At 63.5% G+C, this 15,622-nt stretch carries 16 protein-coding genes; 9 read left to right on the top strand and 7 right to left on the bottom strand.

Annotated features, from left to right (window positions below; all coding sequences use genetic code 11):
• Window positions 1-240: 240 nt before the first annotated feature.
• The 4 genes from OXH74_RS06535 (at window position 241) to ntrC (ending at window position 4,125) form a co-directional block, all read left to right on the top strand.
• Window positions 241-792, top strand: a complete 552-nt coding sequence (locus OXH74_RS06535; RefSeq protein ID WP_375740550.1) for a DUF4124 domain-containing protein — start codon at window positions 241-243, stop codon at window positions 790-792.
• 3 nt (window positions 793-795) lie between these two features.
• Window positions 796-1,410 (top strand): DUF4124 domain-containing protein, encoded by a 615-nt coding sequence (locus OXH74_RS06540; RefSeq protein ID WP_375740551.1) that lies wholly within the window; start codon window positions 796-798, stop codon window positions 1,408-1,410.
• 196 nt (window positions 1,411-1,606) lie between these two features.
• Window positions 1,607-2,692 (top strand): nitrogen regulation protein NR(II), encoded by a 1,086-nt coding sequence (gene glnL / locus OXH74_RS06545; RefSeq protein WP_375740552.1) that lies wholly within the window; start codon window positions 1,607-1,609, stop codon window positions 2,690-2,692.
• On the top strand, window positions 2,689-4,125 hold the full coding sequence (gene ntrC, locus OXH74_RS06550; RefSeq protein WP_375740553.1) for a nitrogen regulation protein NR(I): 1,437 nt from the start codon (window positions 2,689-2,691) through the stop codon (window positions 4,123-4,125). The genes glnL and ntrC overlap by 4 nt, the downstream gene beginning before the upstream one ends.
• A 1,085-nt stretch (window positions 4,126-5,210) precedes the next feature.
• Here ntrC and OXH74_RS06555 read toward each other — a convergent pair.
• The gene (locus tag OXH74_RS06555) at window positions 5,211-5,651 is read right to left on the bottom strand and encodes a hypothetical protein (RefSeq protein ID WP_375740554.1); all 441 of its coding nucleotides are present in this window, start codon (window positions 5,649-5,651) and stop codon (window positions 5,211-5,213) included.
• Between OXH74_RS06555 and OXH74_RS06560 the strand changes: the two genes are divergently transcribed.
• The gene (locus OXH74_RS06560) at window positions 5,650-6,111 is read left to right on the top strand and encodes a tRNA (cytidine(34)-2'-O)-methyltransferase (protein ID WP_375740555.1); all 462 of its coding nucleotides are present in this window, start codon (window positions 5,650-5,652) and stop codon (window positions 6,109-6,111) included. The genes OXH74_RS06555 and OXH74_RS06560 overlap by 2 nt on opposite strands.
• Window positions 6,112-6,443: 332 nt before the next feature.
• Here the strand turns inward: OXH74_RS06560 and secB are convergent, their stop codons facing one another.
• The 3 genes from secB to OXH74_RS06575 are packed head-to-tail and all read right to left on the bottom strand — an operon-like array spanning window position 6,444 to window position 7,634.
• On the bottom strand, window positions 6,444-6,929 hold the full coding sequence (gene secB, locus OXH74_RS06565; protein ID WP_215371912.1) for a protein-export chaperone SecB: 486 nt from the start codon (window positions 6,927-6,929) through the stop codon (window positions 6,444-6,446).
• A gap of 14 nt (window positions 6,930-6,943) precedes the next feature.
• Window positions 6,944-7,219: a glutaredoxin 3 gene (gene grxC, locus OXH74_RS06570; RefSeq protein WP_375740556.1), complete on the bottom strand. Its 276-nt coding sequence runs from the start codon at window positions 7,217-7,219 to the stop codon at window positions 6,944-6,946.
• A gap of 1 nt (window position 7,220) precedes the next feature.
• Window positions 7,221-7,634: a rhodanese-like domain-containing protein gene (locus OXH74_RS06575; RefSeq protein ID WP_375740557.1), complete on the bottom strand. Its 414-nt coding sequence runs from the start codon at window positions 7,632-7,634 to the stop codon at window positions 7,221-7,223.
• A 166-nt stretch (window positions 7,635-7,800) separates the two neighbouring features.
• On the opposite strand from OXH74_RS06575, the gene gpmI reads away from it, so the two are divergent.
• The 4 genes from gpmI (at window position 7,801) to OXH74_RS06595 (ending at window position 12,877) form a co-directional block, all read left to right on the top strand.
• Window positions 7,801-9,336: a 2,3-bisphosphoglycerate-independent phosphoglycerate mutase gene (gene gpmI / locus OXH74_RS06580; RefSeq protein WP_375740558.1), complete on the top strand. Its 1,536-nt coding sequence runs from the start codon at window positions 7,801-7,803 to the stop codon at window positions 9,334-9,336.
• 128 nt (window positions 9,337-9,464) lie between these two features.
• Window positions 9,465-10,727, top strand: a complete 1,263-nt coding sequence (locus OXH74_RS06585; RefSeq protein WP_375740559.1) for a murein hydrolase activator EnvC family protein — start codon at window positions 9,465-9,467, stop codon at window positions 10,725-10,727.
• 31 nt (window positions 10,728-10,758) lie between these two features.
• Entirely contained in the window at window positions 10,759-12,078 is a 1,320-nt protein-coding gene (locus tag OXH74_RS06590; protein WP_375740560.1) for a S41 family peptidase, read from the top strand.
• Window position 12,079: 1 nt separating this feature from the next.
• Window positions 12,080-12,877 (top strand): divergent polysaccharide deacetylase family protein, encoded by a 798-nt coding sequence (locus tag OXH74_RS06595; RefSeq protein ID WP_375740561.1) that lies wholly within the window; start codon window positions 12,080-12,082, stop codon window positions 12,875-12,877.
• A 127-nt stretch (window positions 12,878-13,004) separates the two neighbouring features.
• On the opposite strand, the gene OXH74_RS06600 is transcribed toward OXH74_RS06595, so the two are convergent.
• The 3 genes from OXH74_RS06600 to hisF all read right to left on the bottom strand — a co-directional run bounded on the left by OXH74_RS06600 (window position 13,005) and on the right by hisF (window position 15,554).
• Complete coding sequence (locus tag OXH74_RS06600; protein WP_375740562.1) at window positions 13,005-13,760, bottom strand: substrate-binding periplasmic protein; 756 nt, start codon at window positions 13,758-13,760, stop codon at window positions 13,005-13,007.
• Between the two features lie 132 nt (window positions 13,761-13,892).
• Window positions 13,893-14,648, bottom strand: coding sequence for a substrate-binding periplasmic protein (locus OXH74_RS06605; protein ID WP_375740563.1), 756 nt, complete (start codon window positions 14,646-14,648; stop codon window positions 13,893-13,895).
• Between the two features lie 135 nt (window positions 14,649-14,783).
• Entirely contained in the window at window positions 14,784-15,554 is a 771-nt protein-coding gene (gene hisF, locus OXH74_RS06610; protein WP_215371933.1) for an imidazole glycerol phosphate synthase subunit HisF, read from the bottom strand.
• Window positions 15,555-15,622: the final 68 nt, after the last annotated feature.

Genomic DNA, 15,622 nt, shown 5'->3' on the forward strand with positions numbered 1-15,622 from the left:
CTCTGCCCTCGTTTGGTGGTGCAACGGGATGCATCTCTTGTAGGAGCGAGCTTGCTCGCGAATCGGACCGTTTCGCGAGCAAGCTCGCTCCTACAAGGTTCATAGCGAATGAATTCGCCCACACCAAGTCCAAGGCCTTAGCCGTATTGTTGCTCGGCTGCACAACCACACCGCACCACGCTTGCCAGCCGGCCCCGCCAATGCAAGGCTTAGCAGCACTGCAAGAACGGAGATCGTGCGATGCGTCCCCTGCTCGCCAGCCTGCTGCTGGTCCTGGCCCTGCCAGCCGCGGCACAGATCTACAAATACACCGACGCCAACGGCAACACGGTGTTCACCAACCAGCCACCGGATGGCACCGCCAGCGAACGGGTGGAGCTGGCGCCGACCAATGCGATCCAGGCGCAGCCGCCCAGCGCGCCGGTCAGCCCCCCCAGCGACGCCGAAAGCAGGGTCGCCTATCAGGTGCTCGAACTGACCAACATCCCCGACGCGGAGGCCCTGCGCGCCAACAACGGCACCTTCAGCGTCGGCGTACGCCTGGAACCCAACTTGCAACCCGGCCATAGCCTGCGCCTGCGCCTGAATGGTCAACCCTATGGCCAGGCCACCAACGTCCCGCGCCTGCAACTGGTCAATATTGACCGCGGCGAGCATAGCCTTTCCGTGGACGTACTGAGCGGCACCATCGTGGTGCAGAGCAGCCCGACGGTCACGTTCACCGTTCAGCGGGTCAGCACCAGCAGCCCGGCGCTGCGCCCGCCGACCCCGACGCCCCGCCAGAACAATTGACCGATGACCCGACTCCTGCTTCTCGCCCTTATCCTGCTGGGCCAGCCCGTGCTGGCCGAGGTCTACACCTACGTCGACGAAGAGGGGAACCGAGTCTTCACTGACCGTCCCAAGCCCGGCGACGCCCAACGCATCGAGCTGGCGCCTTCCAACGCCATGTCCCCGACATCGCCGGCAGCCCCACCACCGATGGTGCAGGCACCCATCCCCCGAGAACTCGGCTATCAGCTTCTGCGCATCCTGGTTCCGGAGCCCGATGCCACGATCCGCGATGGCGAGGGCAACCTGATCGTCACAGCCGTTAGCGAGCCCGGCCTGCACCAGGGGCACAACTACCGGCTGCTGCTGGACGGCCAGACCATGGGCGAACCGGGTCGCAGCCCGGTATTCCCGCTGAAGAACCTGGATCGCGGCACCCATCAACTGGCTGTGGAAATCGTCGACGACCTAGGACGTACGGTTGAGCGAACCCCCAGCCAGCCGGTCCACATCGCGCGCATCTCGTTGGCCCAGAAGCGCATGATCAAGCCGTGCAAGAAGGATGATTACGGCGTGCGCCCGGAATGCCCGCTCAAGGACAAGCCCGAAGAAGAAGACAGCCTCCTGCCCTTCCTGTAATCGACCCCGCTTGCGCACCACGATGGTGCACAAGCCTGCACCTCTTTCTATACTCTCCCCAAATTGGTTCATTCGCGTCCCGACCTTTTGCGCTGAAACGTAGCCAGGGCCCGCAAAAACCCTGTTTTAGCGCGACTTTTCAGGGCTTTGGTTTGCTTCTTGCATTTTGTAACTCATCGCCACGAGCGCCGAAGCCATGACCATCGACGACGCCCTGCACCGCCTTCTGCTCGACAACCTCACCACTGCGGTGATTCTGCTCGACGCCGACCTGCGCCTCGAGTACATGAACCCCGCAGCGGAAATGCTGCTGGCCGTCAGCGGCCAGCGCAGCCACGGCCAGTTCATCAGTGAGTTGTTCACCGAATCGCCCGAGGCCCTCGCCTCGCTACGCCAGGCGGTCGAACAGGCGCACCCCTTCACCAAGCGTGAAGCCCAGGTCACCTCGCTCTCCGGCCAGACCCTGACGGTGGATTATGCGGTAACGCCCATCCTCAATCGCGGCGCGACCCTGCTACTGCTCGAGGTACACCCGCGTGACCGCCTGCTGCGCATCACCAAGGAAGAGGCCCAACTCTCCAAGCAGGAAACCACCAAGCTGCTGGTACGTGGCCTGGCCCACGAGATCAAGAATCCGCTCGGCGGGATCCGCGGCGCGGCGCAACTGCTGTCGCGCGAGCTGCCCGAGGAGCACCTGAAGGACTACACCAACGTCATCATCGAAGAGGCCGACCGACTGCGGAACCTGGTGGACCGCATGCTTGGCTCGAACAAGCTGCCGCAGCTGGCAATGACCAACATCCATGAAGTGCTGGAGCGCGTCTGCAGCCTGGTGGAGGCGGAAAGCCAGGGCGGCATCAATCTGGTGCGCGACTACGACCCGAGCATCCCCGACCTGCTGATCGATCGCGAGCAGATGATCCAGGCCGTGCTCAACATCGTGCGCAACGCCATGCAAGCTATCGCCGGACAGAACGAGTTGCGCCTCGGTCGCATCACCCTGCGCTCACGCACCCTGCGCCAGTTCACCATCGGCCACACCCGTCACCGCCTGGTCACCAAGGTCGAGATCATCGACAACGGCCCCGGCATCCCGGCCGAGCTTCAGGAAACCATTTTCTATCCCATGGTCAGCGGACGGCCGGACGGCACCGGACTCGGCCTGGCCATTGCCCAGAACATCATCAGTCAGCACCAGGGGCTGATCGAGTGCGAGAGCCATCCTGGCCACACCGTGTTCTCGATCTTCCTGCCGCTGGACAAAGGAGCCACTTCGTCATGAGCCGCAGTGAAACAGTCTGGATCGTCGACGACGACCGTTCCATCCGTTGGGTCCTGGAAAAGGCCCTGCAACAGGAAGGCATGACCACCCAGAGTTTCGAGAGCGCCGACAGCCTCTTGGGGCGCCTGAACCGGCAGCAGCCGGACGTGATCATCTCCGACATTCGCATGCCGGGCGTCAGTGGCCTCGACCTGCTGGCGCAGATCCGCGATCTGCATCCGCGTCTGCCGGTCATCATCATGACCGCCCACTCCGACCTGGATAGCGCAGTGGCCTCCTATCAGGGCGGTGCCTTCGAGTACCTGCCCAAGCCGTTCGACGTCGACGAAGCCGTCTCCCTGGTCAAGCGTGCCTTCCAGCACGCCCAGGAGCAGCAAGGCCTCGAAGCGCCGGCCAGCCAGGCACGCACGCCCGAGATCATCGGCGAGGCGCCGGCCATGCAGGAGGTGTTCCGCGCCATCGGCCGCCTCAGCCACTCCAACATCACCGTGCTGATCAATGGCGAATCCGGTACCGGCAAGGAACTGGTCGCACATGCCCTGCATCGCCATAGCCCGCGCGCGGCATCGCCCTTCATCGCCCTGAACATGGCGGCCATTCCGAAGGACCTGATGGAGTCCGAGCTGTTCGGCCATGAGAAAGGCGCCTTCACCGGCGCCGCCAACCAGCGCCGTGGCCGCTTCGAGCAGGCCGATGGCGGCACCTTGTTCCTCGACGAGATCGGCGACATGCCGGCCGATACCCAGACCCGCCTGCTGCGCGTGCTGGCCGACGGCGAGTTCTACCGGGTCGGCGGGCATACGCCGGTCAAGGTCGACGTACGCATCATCGCGGCCACCCACCAGAACCTGGAGAACCTGGTTCAGGCTGGCAAGTTCCGCGAAGACCTGTTCCATCGCCTGAATGTCATTCGCATCCATATCCCGCGGCTGTCCGACCGCCGCGAAGACATCCCGGCGCTCGCCCGGCACTTCCTCGCTCGCGCCGCCCAGGAACTCGCGGTCGAGCCGAAACTGCTGAAGAACGAGACCGAGGACTACCTCAAGCACCTGCCCTGGCCGGGCAACGTGCGCCAGCTGGAAAACACCTGCCGCTGGATCACGGTGATGGCCTCGGGCCGGGAGGTGCATGTCGACGACTTGCCGCCCGAATTGCTCGTCCAGCCGCAGGACGCCACCCCGGCTACCAACTGGGAACAGTCCCTGCGCCAATGGGCCGACCAGGCCCTCGCTCGCGGCCAGTCGAGCCTGCTGGACAGCGCCGTGCCTTCTTTCGAACGTATCATGATCGAGACCGCCCTGAAGCACACCGCCGGCCGCCGTCGTGACGCCGCCGTGCTCCTTGGCTGGGGCCGCAACACCCTCACCCGCAAAATCAAGGAACTGGGCATGAAGGTGGATGGGGCCGACGATGATGAAGGCGACGAGGGCTAAGCGCCCTTCCCCGCTCTCCAGACCCCGCTTCGGCGGGGTTTTTATTGGCTGTATTGGGGCAGCTTTGCGGCCCATGCACGAATGATCCAGCTATGTCCGCGTTAAGAGTTGGAGGCCCTGCAATCCCTTGTGGGAGCAGGGGGGGGGACGCCGAGTTCTTGCTAGCGAATGCGGACCCTTTCGCCAGCAAGCTGGCTCCTACAGGCACCTGCGCTCTCGGGCTGTCGTCTAGTGACAGCCAACACAGAGCGAATGAACCCGTTCCGACGAAGACAAGTTCCGTATCCTGGATTCCGCAAAAGTCCCGCCGTGGTGCCCCACAACCACCTCCGCCTCAAAAAAGTGCCCAAAATGCATCCCTGCAAGCAGCTCCTCTTTTCATAAAAAACGCCCGTCGAGTTTCCTGAGAAACCCGCAACCCCCGAAAAACGTGGCCTCCAGCGGAGGCCATGCTCTCTTCTGGCCAATTTCCAAAAAACTGGCACGCCCTCTGCATTAGTCCAGACAACAGCGGTTTTGGGGCCCCCGGTACAGGCAGGCCAGGGAATCCCCACTCTTATGCAGGCAGGCTGACCCACAGCCGCCAGGGCCCACAGGGGCCGGAGCAAGACAGCGACGCCAGCCCAGGCTGGCGACCAGGTTTCAGGGGGCCTTGGTACAGGCAGGCCGGGGAATCCCCTCTTTTATTCAGAGGCGCGCTGGCACTCCAGCCGCCAGCCCCCGGCAACGGGGGCCGCATGCAGAACAGCGTCGCCGGCAACAGCGGGCGATCACCCTTCAGGGGGCCTTGGTACAGGCAGGCCGGGGAATCCCCTCTTTTATTCACAGGCGCGCTGGCACTCCAGCCGCCAGGCCCCGGCAACGGGGCCGGATACAGAACAGCGTCGCCGGCAACAGCGGGCGACCACCCTTCAGGGGGCCTTGGTACAGGCAGGCCGGGGAATCCCCTCTTTTATTCGCAGGCGCGCTGGCACCCAGCCGCCCAGCCCCGGCAACGGGGCCGTATGCAGAACGGCATCGCAAGCAAGCTCAGGCGACCACGTTTCAGGGGCCCTTGGTACAGGCAGGCCGGGGGAGCCCCTCTCTTATTCCTCCCGCAACTCGACAGCCAGGCGCCAGCGGCCCTCGCGCTCGTCCAGTTGCCAGCCTCCACGCACACCCCGCACGGACACGAACCGGAGCAGCATCCCGCCCTGGGAGGCCTGCAGGTGCCAGCTCACAAGGGCACTGCCCATGCGCAGTCGACCTTTCGCTGCCTCGCCTTCGGCACCCAACCAGACGGCATAGGCACCTTCCAACGCCGCTTCACGAACCTCTGGCTCGCCCTCGAACCACAACACCAAGGCATCCGGATGCACCTCGATCACCTTGAGCTGCGCGGGCTCCGGCGCCGTCAGGCGGCCGATCATCAGGCCTACCAATAGGCCAAGAAGAGCAAGCGACAGCAAAAAGCGCGGCCACAGGCGCGGCCGTGGGTCCTCATCAGGAGTAGAATGCCGACCGTCTTCGGGCTCGGGGCCATGCATGTTCCACGTCATCCTGTTTCAACCGGAAATTCCGCCAAATACCGGCAACATTATCAGGCTATGCGCCAATTCCGGCTGCCATCTTCACCTGATCGAACCCCTGGGGTTCGAACTGGACGACAAGCGCCTGCGCCGGGCGGGCCTCGATTACCACGAGTACGCCACACTGCGCCGCTACCCCGACCTCGCTACGTGCCTGGAAAGCCTTGGCCAACCGCGCGTATTCGCCTTTACCACCAAAGGCACGCGACTCTTTCATGAAGTCGAATATCAGCCTGGTGATGCCTTTCTCTTCGGCCCGGAAAGCCGCGGCCTGCCAGAAGAAGTGCGCGAGAGCCTGCCACCCGAGCAGCGCCTGCGCCTACCCATGCGCCCAGGGTGCCGCAGCCTGAACCTCTCCAACACCGTAGCCGTCGCCGTCTACGAAGCCTGGCGGCAGCAGGGTTTCAACCTGGATTGAGGCTCGATACAGGAGCAGGGCGACCTGCTTCTCCGTGGGGCGAATGGAAGGGTTCTGTCTGCGTTGGCTGTTGCCCGTCATCAACGGCCGGATTGAGAGCCTTGCAGGATCGTGGGGGAACGCCGGGTTCTTGCTCGCGAACCGGAATTTTCGCGAGCAAGCTCGCTCCTACGGGAGATGCATCCCATTGCAACCCTTGGCAAAAAAGCGTCCATTCATTCGCTACGCAGCCCACAGGGCTGCCTCCAAGCCCCCAGAATGCTCCGCCCCGGCAGTGTTCTCCGGACAAAGAAAAAGCGCCCCGAAGGGCGCTTTTTCGTCAGGCTGAAGGGTCAGGCCTGGGCGGGGACTTCACCGGCGGCCTGCATGCGCGCCAGTTCCTGCGCGTAGAGCGCGTCGAAGTTCACCGGGGAAAGCATCAGCGCCGGGAAGGAGCCACGGACAACCAGGCTGTCCAGGGTTTCACGGGCGTACGGGAACAGGATGTTCGGGCAGAAGGCGCCGAGGGTGTGGCTCATCGAAGCGGCATCGAGACCCTTGATGAGGAAGATGCCGGCCTGCTGGACTTCAGCGATGAAGGCGGTCTCTTCGCCGTTCTTCACGGTGACGGAGAGGGTCAGCACCACTTCGTGGAAGTCGCCATCCAACGCCTTTTGGCGGGTATTGAGGTCTAGGGAAACGCTCGGCGACCACTCCTGGCGGAAGATTTCCGGGCTCTTCGGAGCTTCGAAGGAGAGGTCACGCACGTAGATGCGCTGCAGGGAGAACTGAGGGGTCTGGGAGCCTTGTGCGGCGCCGTTGGTCGCTTGTTCGGTCATGGTCATGCCTTGTTCTAGTGCGTTTCCGTTTGGGCTCGGGCCTGGAGCAAGGCGTCGAGCTTGCCGGCGCGCTCCAGGGCGTACAGATCATCGCAGCCGCCCACATGGGCCTGACCGATCCAGATCTGCGGCACCGAAGTACGCCCCGCCTTGCGGGTCATCTCGGCGCGAACTGCGGGGTTTCCATCGACGCTGATTTCTTCGTACTTGACGCCCTTGCTGTCCAGCAGATGTTTTGCACGGATGCAGTAAGGACACCAGGCGCTCGAATAGACGACGATTTCAGCCATCTCACTTCACCAGCGGCAGGTTGTCGCCACGCCAGCTGCCGATACCGCCGGACAGCTTGAGGGCGTTGTAACCGGCCTTTTTCAACTCGCTGCAGACGGTGCCTGCATGCTGGCCCATGGCGTCGACCACGATGATGGCCTTTGCCTTGTGCTTCTCCAGCTCGGCGATGCGGCTGGTCAGCTTCTCGTAGGGGATATTCAGGGCGTCGACGATGTGGCCGCTGGAAAAATCCTTGCCGGCACGTACGTCCAGTACCACGGCCTCGCCACCGTTGACCATCGCCGTCAACTCACGAGGGCTGACACTACGGCCGCCACGGCGCATCTCGTGGAGCAGCAGCAGCACCAACAGCACGACGAACGATCCACTCAGTACATAGTGGTTAGTGGCAAATTCAATCAAATGGGGCAGCATCAGTGGATTCCGGGACGGTAAAATGCTGGCCAGTATACACAGCCCCACAGGTCGGCCAAACCCCGTCCAGCGGTGACGCCAGCGGAACTTGACCGTAAAATGCCGGACCTTTTCCGGGGCCCCACCGGACCAATCCTCTTCCCTTTGCCGCAGACGAGTCGGACTTATGACAGCCACGCCAAAACCCCTTGTCCTGATCATCCTGGACGGTTTCGGTCACAGTGACAGCCCCAAGTACAACGCTATCCTTGCGGCGAACACGCCGGTCTACGACCGCCTGCGCGCCACTCAGCCCCACGGGCTGATCTCCGGCTCGGGCATGGACGTGGGTCTGCCGGACGGGCAGATGGGCAACTCCGAGGTCGGCCACATGAACCTCGGCGCCGGCCGCGTGGTTTACCAGGACTTCACCCGTGTGACCAAGGCGATCCGCGATGGCGAGTTCTTCACCAACCCCGAGATCACCGGAGCTGTGGATAAGGCCGTCGCCGCCGGCAAGGCCGTACACTTCATGGGCCTGCTGTCCGAAGGCGGCGTGCACAGCCACCAGGATCACCTGGTTGCCATGGCCGAGCTGGCCGCCCAGCGCGGTGCCGAGAAGATCTACCTGCATGCCTTCCTCGATGGCCGCGACACCCCCCCGAAGAGCGCCGAACCCTCCATCAAGCTGCTGGATGACACGTTCGCCCGTCTGGGCAAAGGCCGCATCGCCAGCCTGATCGGCCGTTATTACGCCATGGACCGCGATAATCGCTGGGACCGCGTGGAAGCTGCCTACAACCTCATTACCGAAGGCCAGGCGGAGTTCACCGCCACCAGCGCCACCGAAGGCCTGGCCGCCGCCTACGAGCGCGGCGAGAGTGACGAGTTCGTCAAGGCCACTCGCATCGGCGAGGCCGTGAAAGTGGAAGACGGCGACGCCGTGATCTTCATGAACTTCCGCGCCGACCGTGCCCGCGAACTGTCGCGCGCCTTCGTCGAGCCAGGCTTCAGGGAGTTCCCGCGCCAGCGCGAGCTCAAGATGGCCGGCTACGTCATGCTGACCCAGTACGCCGCGAACATTCCGGCCCCCAGCGCCTTCAAGCCGGAGCCCCTGAACAACGTCCTGGGCGAATACCTGGCCAAGAACGGCAAGACCCAGCTGCGCATCGCCGAGACCGAGAAGTACGCCCACGTGACCTTCTTTTTCTCCGGCGGCCGCGAAGAGCCCTTCGAAGGCGAAGAGCGCATCCTCATTCCTTCGCCCAAGGTCGCGACCTATGACCTGCAGCCTGAGATGAGCGCTCCCGAGGTCACCGACAAGATCGTCGACGCCATCGAGAACCAGCGCTACGACGTCATCATGGTGAACTACGCCAATGGCGACATGGTCGGCCACACCGGTGTCTTCGCAGCTGCGGTCAAGGCCGTGGAATGCCTGGACACCTGCATGGGCCGCATCGTCACCGCACTGGACAAGGTTGGTGGCGAAGCGCTGATCACCGCCGACCACGGCAATGTCGAGCAGATGGAAGACGAAGTCACCGGCCAGGCACACACCGCCCATACCTGTGAGCCCGTGCCCTTCATCTATGTCGGCAAGCGCGCCGTGAGCCTGCGCGAGGGCGGCGTGCTGGCGGACGTGGCACCGACCATGCTGACCCTCATGGGCCTGCCGGTACCTGCGGAAATGACCGGCAAGAGCATCATCGAACTGAAATAAGCGACGCCGACCGCGCGAATTCCACGCGTGTCATCAGGAAACGCCCCGAAGCCTCGGCCCGGGGCGTTTTTTTTGCCGTGCGCGACGGGCATACTAGGCCAGTCCTTTCCCCAGGTGCCGCCTGCCCCATGTTTCGCGCCCTCACACTCGCAGTTCTTGTCAGCCTGATCGGTCCGGTCATGGCCGACCAGCGCGCCGAAACCCAGCAACAGCTCCAGCAAGCCGAGAAGGACATTGCCGAGCTGAAAAAACTGCTGCAGCAAATCCAACAGGAAAAATCCGGTGTCCAGCAGGAGCTGAAGAAGTCCGAGACGGAAATGGGCAACCTGGAGCAGCAGGTGAAGGAGCTGCAGCAGGAGCTCGAAAAGAGCGAAGGCGAAGTCAGGCGCATGAACGAGGAGAAAAAAAAACTCCAGGACGCGCGCCTTGAACAGCAGCGACTGATCGCTATCCAGGCCCGTGCGGCTTACCAGAGCGGGCGTCAGGAGTACGTCAAACTGCTGCTCAACCAGCAGCACCCCGAGAAGTTCGCCCGCACCCTCACCTATTACGACTACCTGAGCCAGGCCCGCCTGGAGCAGCTCAACGCCTTCAATGAAACCTTGCGCCAGCTGAGCAACGTCGAGCGCGACATCGTCGATCAGCAAAACCAGCTCAACGAGCAGAAAAGCGCTCTGGAAGGTCGTCGAGAGCAGCTCGCCGAACTGCGCAAGGAGCGCCAACTGGCACTGGCCAAGCTCAACAAGGACCTCGGCGAGCGCGACCGCTCGCTCAAGTCGCGCCAGGAAGAACAGGCCGACCTGGCCAAGGTACTCAAGACCATCGAAGAGACCCTGGCCCGCCAGGCCAGGGAAGCGCGCGAAGCCGAAGAAGCACGCAAACGCGCCCTTGCCGAACAACAGCGCCAGCTGCGTGAACAGCCATCCGGCTCGAAGCCCTCGACCAGCGGCCCGCTGGTTTCCAGCACCGGCGGCAACTTCGGCGGCCCCTTCGCCAAGGCCCGCGGCCAGTTGCCCTGGCCGGTGGATGGCCGCCTGGTGGCCCGCTATGGCTCAGCTCGCGGCGGCGACTCGCGGACCAAATGGGATGGCGTAATGATCGGCGCTCCCGCTGGTAGCCAGGTACGCGCCGTGCACGGTGGCCGCGTGGTATTCGCGGACTGGTTGCGGGGCGCCGGCCTGCTGGTCATCCTCGACCATGGCAATGGTTACTTGAGCCTTTACGGCCACAATCAACGTTTACTGAAGAACGCCGGCGATGTGGTGAAGGCCGGCGAATCGATCGCGACCGTCGGCGCCAGCGGCGGGCAGGAAACGCCAGCCCTTTATTTCGCCATTCGCCAACAGGGCCGCCCAACCGACCCGGCACAGTGGTGCCGAGCGCAAGGATAAGCGCCACCTCATTCAGCAGGAGTTAGTTCGCATGCCGCATCTGTCCCGCCTCACACCCCTGGCCATGGCGCTCGTGCTGCTTGGCGGCGCTCAGTACTCCATGGCCGCCGGGGAGCCGGCAACCCCTCCCGCGCCAGCGGTGAGCGGCAAGGCACCCTTGCCCCTGGATGAGCTGCGCACCTTCGCCGAGGTCCTCGACCGGATCAAATCCGCCTACGTCGAGCCGGTGGATGACAAAACCCTGCTGGAAAATGCCATCAAGGGCATGCTCAGCAACCTCGACCCGCACTCGGCCTACCTGGAGCCGGAAGATTTCCAGGAGCTGCAGGAAAGCACCAGCGGCGAGTTCGGCGGCCTGGGTATCGAAGTGGGCGCCGAGGACGGCTTCGTCAAGGTCGTCTCGCCCATCGACGACACTCCGGCGTCGAAGGCCGGCATCCAGCCCGGCGACCTGATCGTGAAGATCGACGGCCAGCCCACCAAGGGCATCTCGCTGATGGAAGCGGTGGACAAGATGCGCGGCAAAGCCGGCAGCAGCATCGTCCTGACCCTCGTGCGCGACGGCGGCCAGCCGTTCGACGTGAAACTGACCCGCGCGGTGATCAAGGTCAAGAGCGTGAAGAGCCAACTGCTCGACAACACCTACGGCTACCTGCGCATCACCCAGTTCCAGGTCAACACCGGCGAAGAGGTCGGCAAGGCGCTGGCCAAGCTGCGCAAGGAAAACGGCAACAAGAAACTCAGTGGCCTGGTCCTCGACCTGCGTAACAACCCCGGCGGGGTACTGCAGGCCGCGGTCGAAGTCTCCGACCACTTCCTCAGGAAAGGCCTGATCGTCTACACCAAGGGCCGCATCGCCAACTCCGAACTGCGTTTCTCCGCCGACCCGGCCGACGCCAGCGAGGGCGTGCCGCTGGTAGTGCTGATCAACGGCGGTAGCGCATCGGCCGCGGAGATCGTTGCCGGCGCCCTGCAGGACCACAAGCGTGGCGTGCTGATGGGTACGGACAGCTTTGGCAAAGGCTCGGTGCAGACCGTGTTGCCGCTGAACAACGACCGCGCGCTGAAGCTGACCACTGCGCTCTACTACACCCCGAACGGCCGTTCCATCCAGGCCCAGGGCATCGTGCCCGACATCGAGGTGACGCGCGCCAAGGTGACCCGTGAACAGGACGGCGAAAACTTCAAGGAAGCCGATCTTGCCGGTCACCTCGGCAATGGCAATGGCGGTGCGGATCGCCCCAGCGCGGACAAGGTACAGAGCAAGCAGCCGCGCCCGCAGGACGACGACTACCAGTTGAGCCAGGCCCTGAACCTGCTGAAAGGCCTGAACGTCACTCGCGAGAACTGAAGTGCGCTGCAGAACCTGGCTGCTGACGCTGTGCTTTGGCGTGCTGGCAGCCGGGAACTGTCTGGCGGTCGAACAGACCAGCGCGCCGAACCCACCGGCGCGCATCGCCCTGATCATCGACGACCTCGGGCAAACGCCGACACGCGACCGCCGCGTTCTCGCCCTGCCCGGTCCAGTTGCCCTCGCCATAATCCCGGACACGCCCCACGCCTTTGAGCTGGCCGAAGCCACCTACGCCGCCGGCAAGACCGTAATGCTGCACCTGCCGATGGACCCGGCCGACGGCCCATACGCCTGGCATCCGCAACTGCCCATCGAGGAACTGCAGCACCGCCTGGAAGCAGCCCTGCAACGCGTCCCCCACGCGCGCGGCCTGAATAACCATATGGGCAGTCGCATGACGTCGCAGCGTCCGGCCATGGCCTGGCTGATGAAAACGCTCCAACAGCAGCACCGGTTCTTCATCGACAGCCGCACCAGCGCCACAACCGTGGCGGCCGCCGAAGCGCAGAAGATCGGCCTGGCCAGCCTCTCGCGGGATATTTTCCTGGACGACGACCCCAGCCCTGCGGCCATCGCTTCACAATTCACCGCCGGACTGAAGCTGGCACGCAAGCAGGGTTCAGCCGTGATGATCGGCCATCCTTACCCGGCGACCCTTGAGCTGCTGGAACGCGAGTTGCCGCGATTACGCGCGCAGGGCATCGAACTGATCGACGTGGAAATGCTCATCGCCCTGCGCGGCAACCGCGCCATGGCGGCCCATGGCAAAGGCGGGGTTTACAAGAACCAGTTGTAGGTGCGGGACGGTTCCTTGTGGGGGCGAATTCATTCGCGAAAGCAGGCCGAAGGTCTGCCCTCCAAGCTCCGAGCAGGCTCGGACTTCCCTCACCCCCGGCCCTCTCCCAGAGGGAGAGCGGAGTTGCTCAGAGATAGTTCTGCGTGACGTCGTCGACGAAGCCTTCGCTGCGCATCTGGTCCAACGCTTTCTGCAGGCGCTCGATCACCTCGTCCGGGGTGTCTTTGTTGAAGGCCAGGTACAGCTCCGCTTCATTGAAGCGCAGCACCGTCTGCAGACCGCTGACACCTTCCTGCTTGGCCAGGTAACGCCCAACCGGGTCAGTGGTGGCCCACAGGTCGATCTGCCCCTTGAGCAGCTTCTTCACGTTCTCCTGGTCGCGCAGCGCGTTCTGTGGCGCGATGCCCTGGCTCTCCAGATGCTGGCTGACCGCATCGTTCTTGTAGGCACCGATGCGGTATTGCGCGGCACTCTTCAGGTCCTTGACGCTGAGGTTGTTGCCCGGTGCCGCCAGGAGTACCCAGCCGGTCTTGGCGATCGGACCAACCCATTTGAACAGCGGTTGACGCTCGGCGGTGAAGGTGGTCGAGAACAGCCCGTAGTTCGGCTTGTCCAGGGTCAGGCGATAGAGGCGGTCCCAGGGAAAGCGCAGCGTCAGGCTGTAATTGACGCCGGCCCGCTTGAACATCTCGCGGACGATATCCGCGCTGATACCGTCGATACCGTCATCGCGGGCGAAGTTCTTGTCGTCCACCGCCATGTTGAAGGGCGGGAAATTCTCGGTGAGCAACACCACCTTGTAGTCGGCCGGCAACTCGGCGCGGGCCCCAAAGGCGAAGCACATCAGGCCCAAGGTCAGGGCACGTTGGATCAACTTCTGCATTGTCATACCGCTCGCTTGGATTTGTGATTGTGGCTAGCGGCGTCCCTGCATGGGCCAGAGCCCACAGACGTACGACACGATCCGTCCTGCCTTCCATGGCAAGCGACCGGCTTGTGGCCGGTCGCTGGGGTCTTACAGATAGCTATTGAGGATCTCGTCGACGAAACCTTCGCTGCGCATCTGGTCGAGCGCGGCCTGCAGCTTCTGGACAACCTCATCCGGCACCTCCTTGTTCAGCGCCAGGTACAGCTCGGCCTGGTTGAAGCGCAGGACGGTCTTCAGGCCGGCAACACCTTCCTGCTTGGCCAGGTAGCGTCCTGCCGGATCGCCCGTGGCCCAGAGGTCGATCTGGCCCTTTTCCAGCTTCCTGGCGTTTTCCTGATCGCGCAGCGCCGTGATGGGTTCCAGCTTCTGCTGGGCGAGGTATTCGGCAATGGCATCGCCCTTGTAGGCGCCGATCTTGTACTTCCGAGCTTCTTCGAGGCTGGCCAGGCTGATTGGGCTATCGCCGGGCGCCAGCAGGATCCAGTCATCCGGACCGATCGGGCCGACCCACTTGAAGGACTGCTCACGCTCTGGCAGCCGCGCGGTCACGAACACGCCATAACCCGGCTTTTCCAGCGCCAGCTTGTAGATACGATCCCAGGGGAAGCGAAGGGTCAGGCTGTACTTGACCCCGGCACGCTTGAACATCTCGCGCACGATGTCGACGGCGATGCCATCGATATTGTCTTCCTGGGCAAAGTTCTTGCCGTTGATTGCCATGTTGTACGGCGGGAAGTTTTCAGTCAGCAGGACGACGCTGTAATTCTCATCCACTTGGGCACGAGCCGCGCCAGCAAGCACCATCAGGGTACCGGCCAGGGCGAGCAGCAAGCGTTTCGGCATTTACGACTACCTTCCAGGGGAGATGGGAAATGTGCTGAGCTTAACCTCGCTGTCGCAAGATTCGGGCATCAGCAGCTCAGGCTGCGAATTCCGTCACGCGGCGCAGCCTGGAAGAGAGGGACGCAAGAATCGTGCTCAGCGCACCACGATGCCACGGCTGGCCAGGTAAGCCTTGGCCTCCGGCACGGTGTACTCACCGAAGTGGAAGATGCTCGCCGCCAGAACGGCGTCGGCCTTGCCTTCGAGAATGCCTGCGGCGAGATGCTCGAGATTGCCGACGCCGCCGGAGGCGATCACCGGGATGCCCACGGCCTCGGAGATTGCGCGGGTGACGCCGAGGTCATAACCGCTCTTGACGCCATCCTGGTCCATGCTGGTGAGCAGGATTTCGCCGGCACCCAGGTCTTCCATCTTCGAAGCCCAGGCCACGGCATCCAGGCCAGTGGGCTTGCGCCCGCCATGGGTGAAGATTTCCCAGCGCGGTGTTTCACCAGGGGCGGAGACCTTCTTCGCGTCGATGGCGACCACGATGCACTGTGAGCCGAAGCGCGAGGCGGCCTCGCCCACGAACTCAGGGGTGAACACGGCGGCGGTATTGATCGACACCTTGTCAGCACCCGCGTTGAGCAGGTTGCGGATGTCCTGCACGGTACGCACGCCGCCACCCACGGTCAGCGGGATAAACACCTGGCTGGCCATGCGCTCGACGGTATGCAGAGTGGTGTCGCGGCCGTCGACGCTGGCGGTGATGTCGAGAAAGGTGATCTCGTCAGCGCCCTGCTCATCATAGCGACGGGCGATTTCCACCGGGTCGCCGGCGTCGCGGATATTCTCGAACTTGACGCCCTTGACCACGCGGCCGTTGTCGACGTCGAGGCAAGGGATGATGCGTTTTGCCAGTGCCATAACTGTGTTCTCGTTGGATGGGTCGGGCGGCGTTCCGCGGAGCGAAGCGATACCCATCAGCCTCGCTG

The sequence above is a fragment of the Metapseudomonas boanensis genome, assembly GCF_042232855.1.
GTDB lineage: Bacteria > Pseudomonadota > Gammaproteobacteria > Pseudomonadales > Pseudomonadaceae > Metapseudomonas > Metapseudomonas boanensis.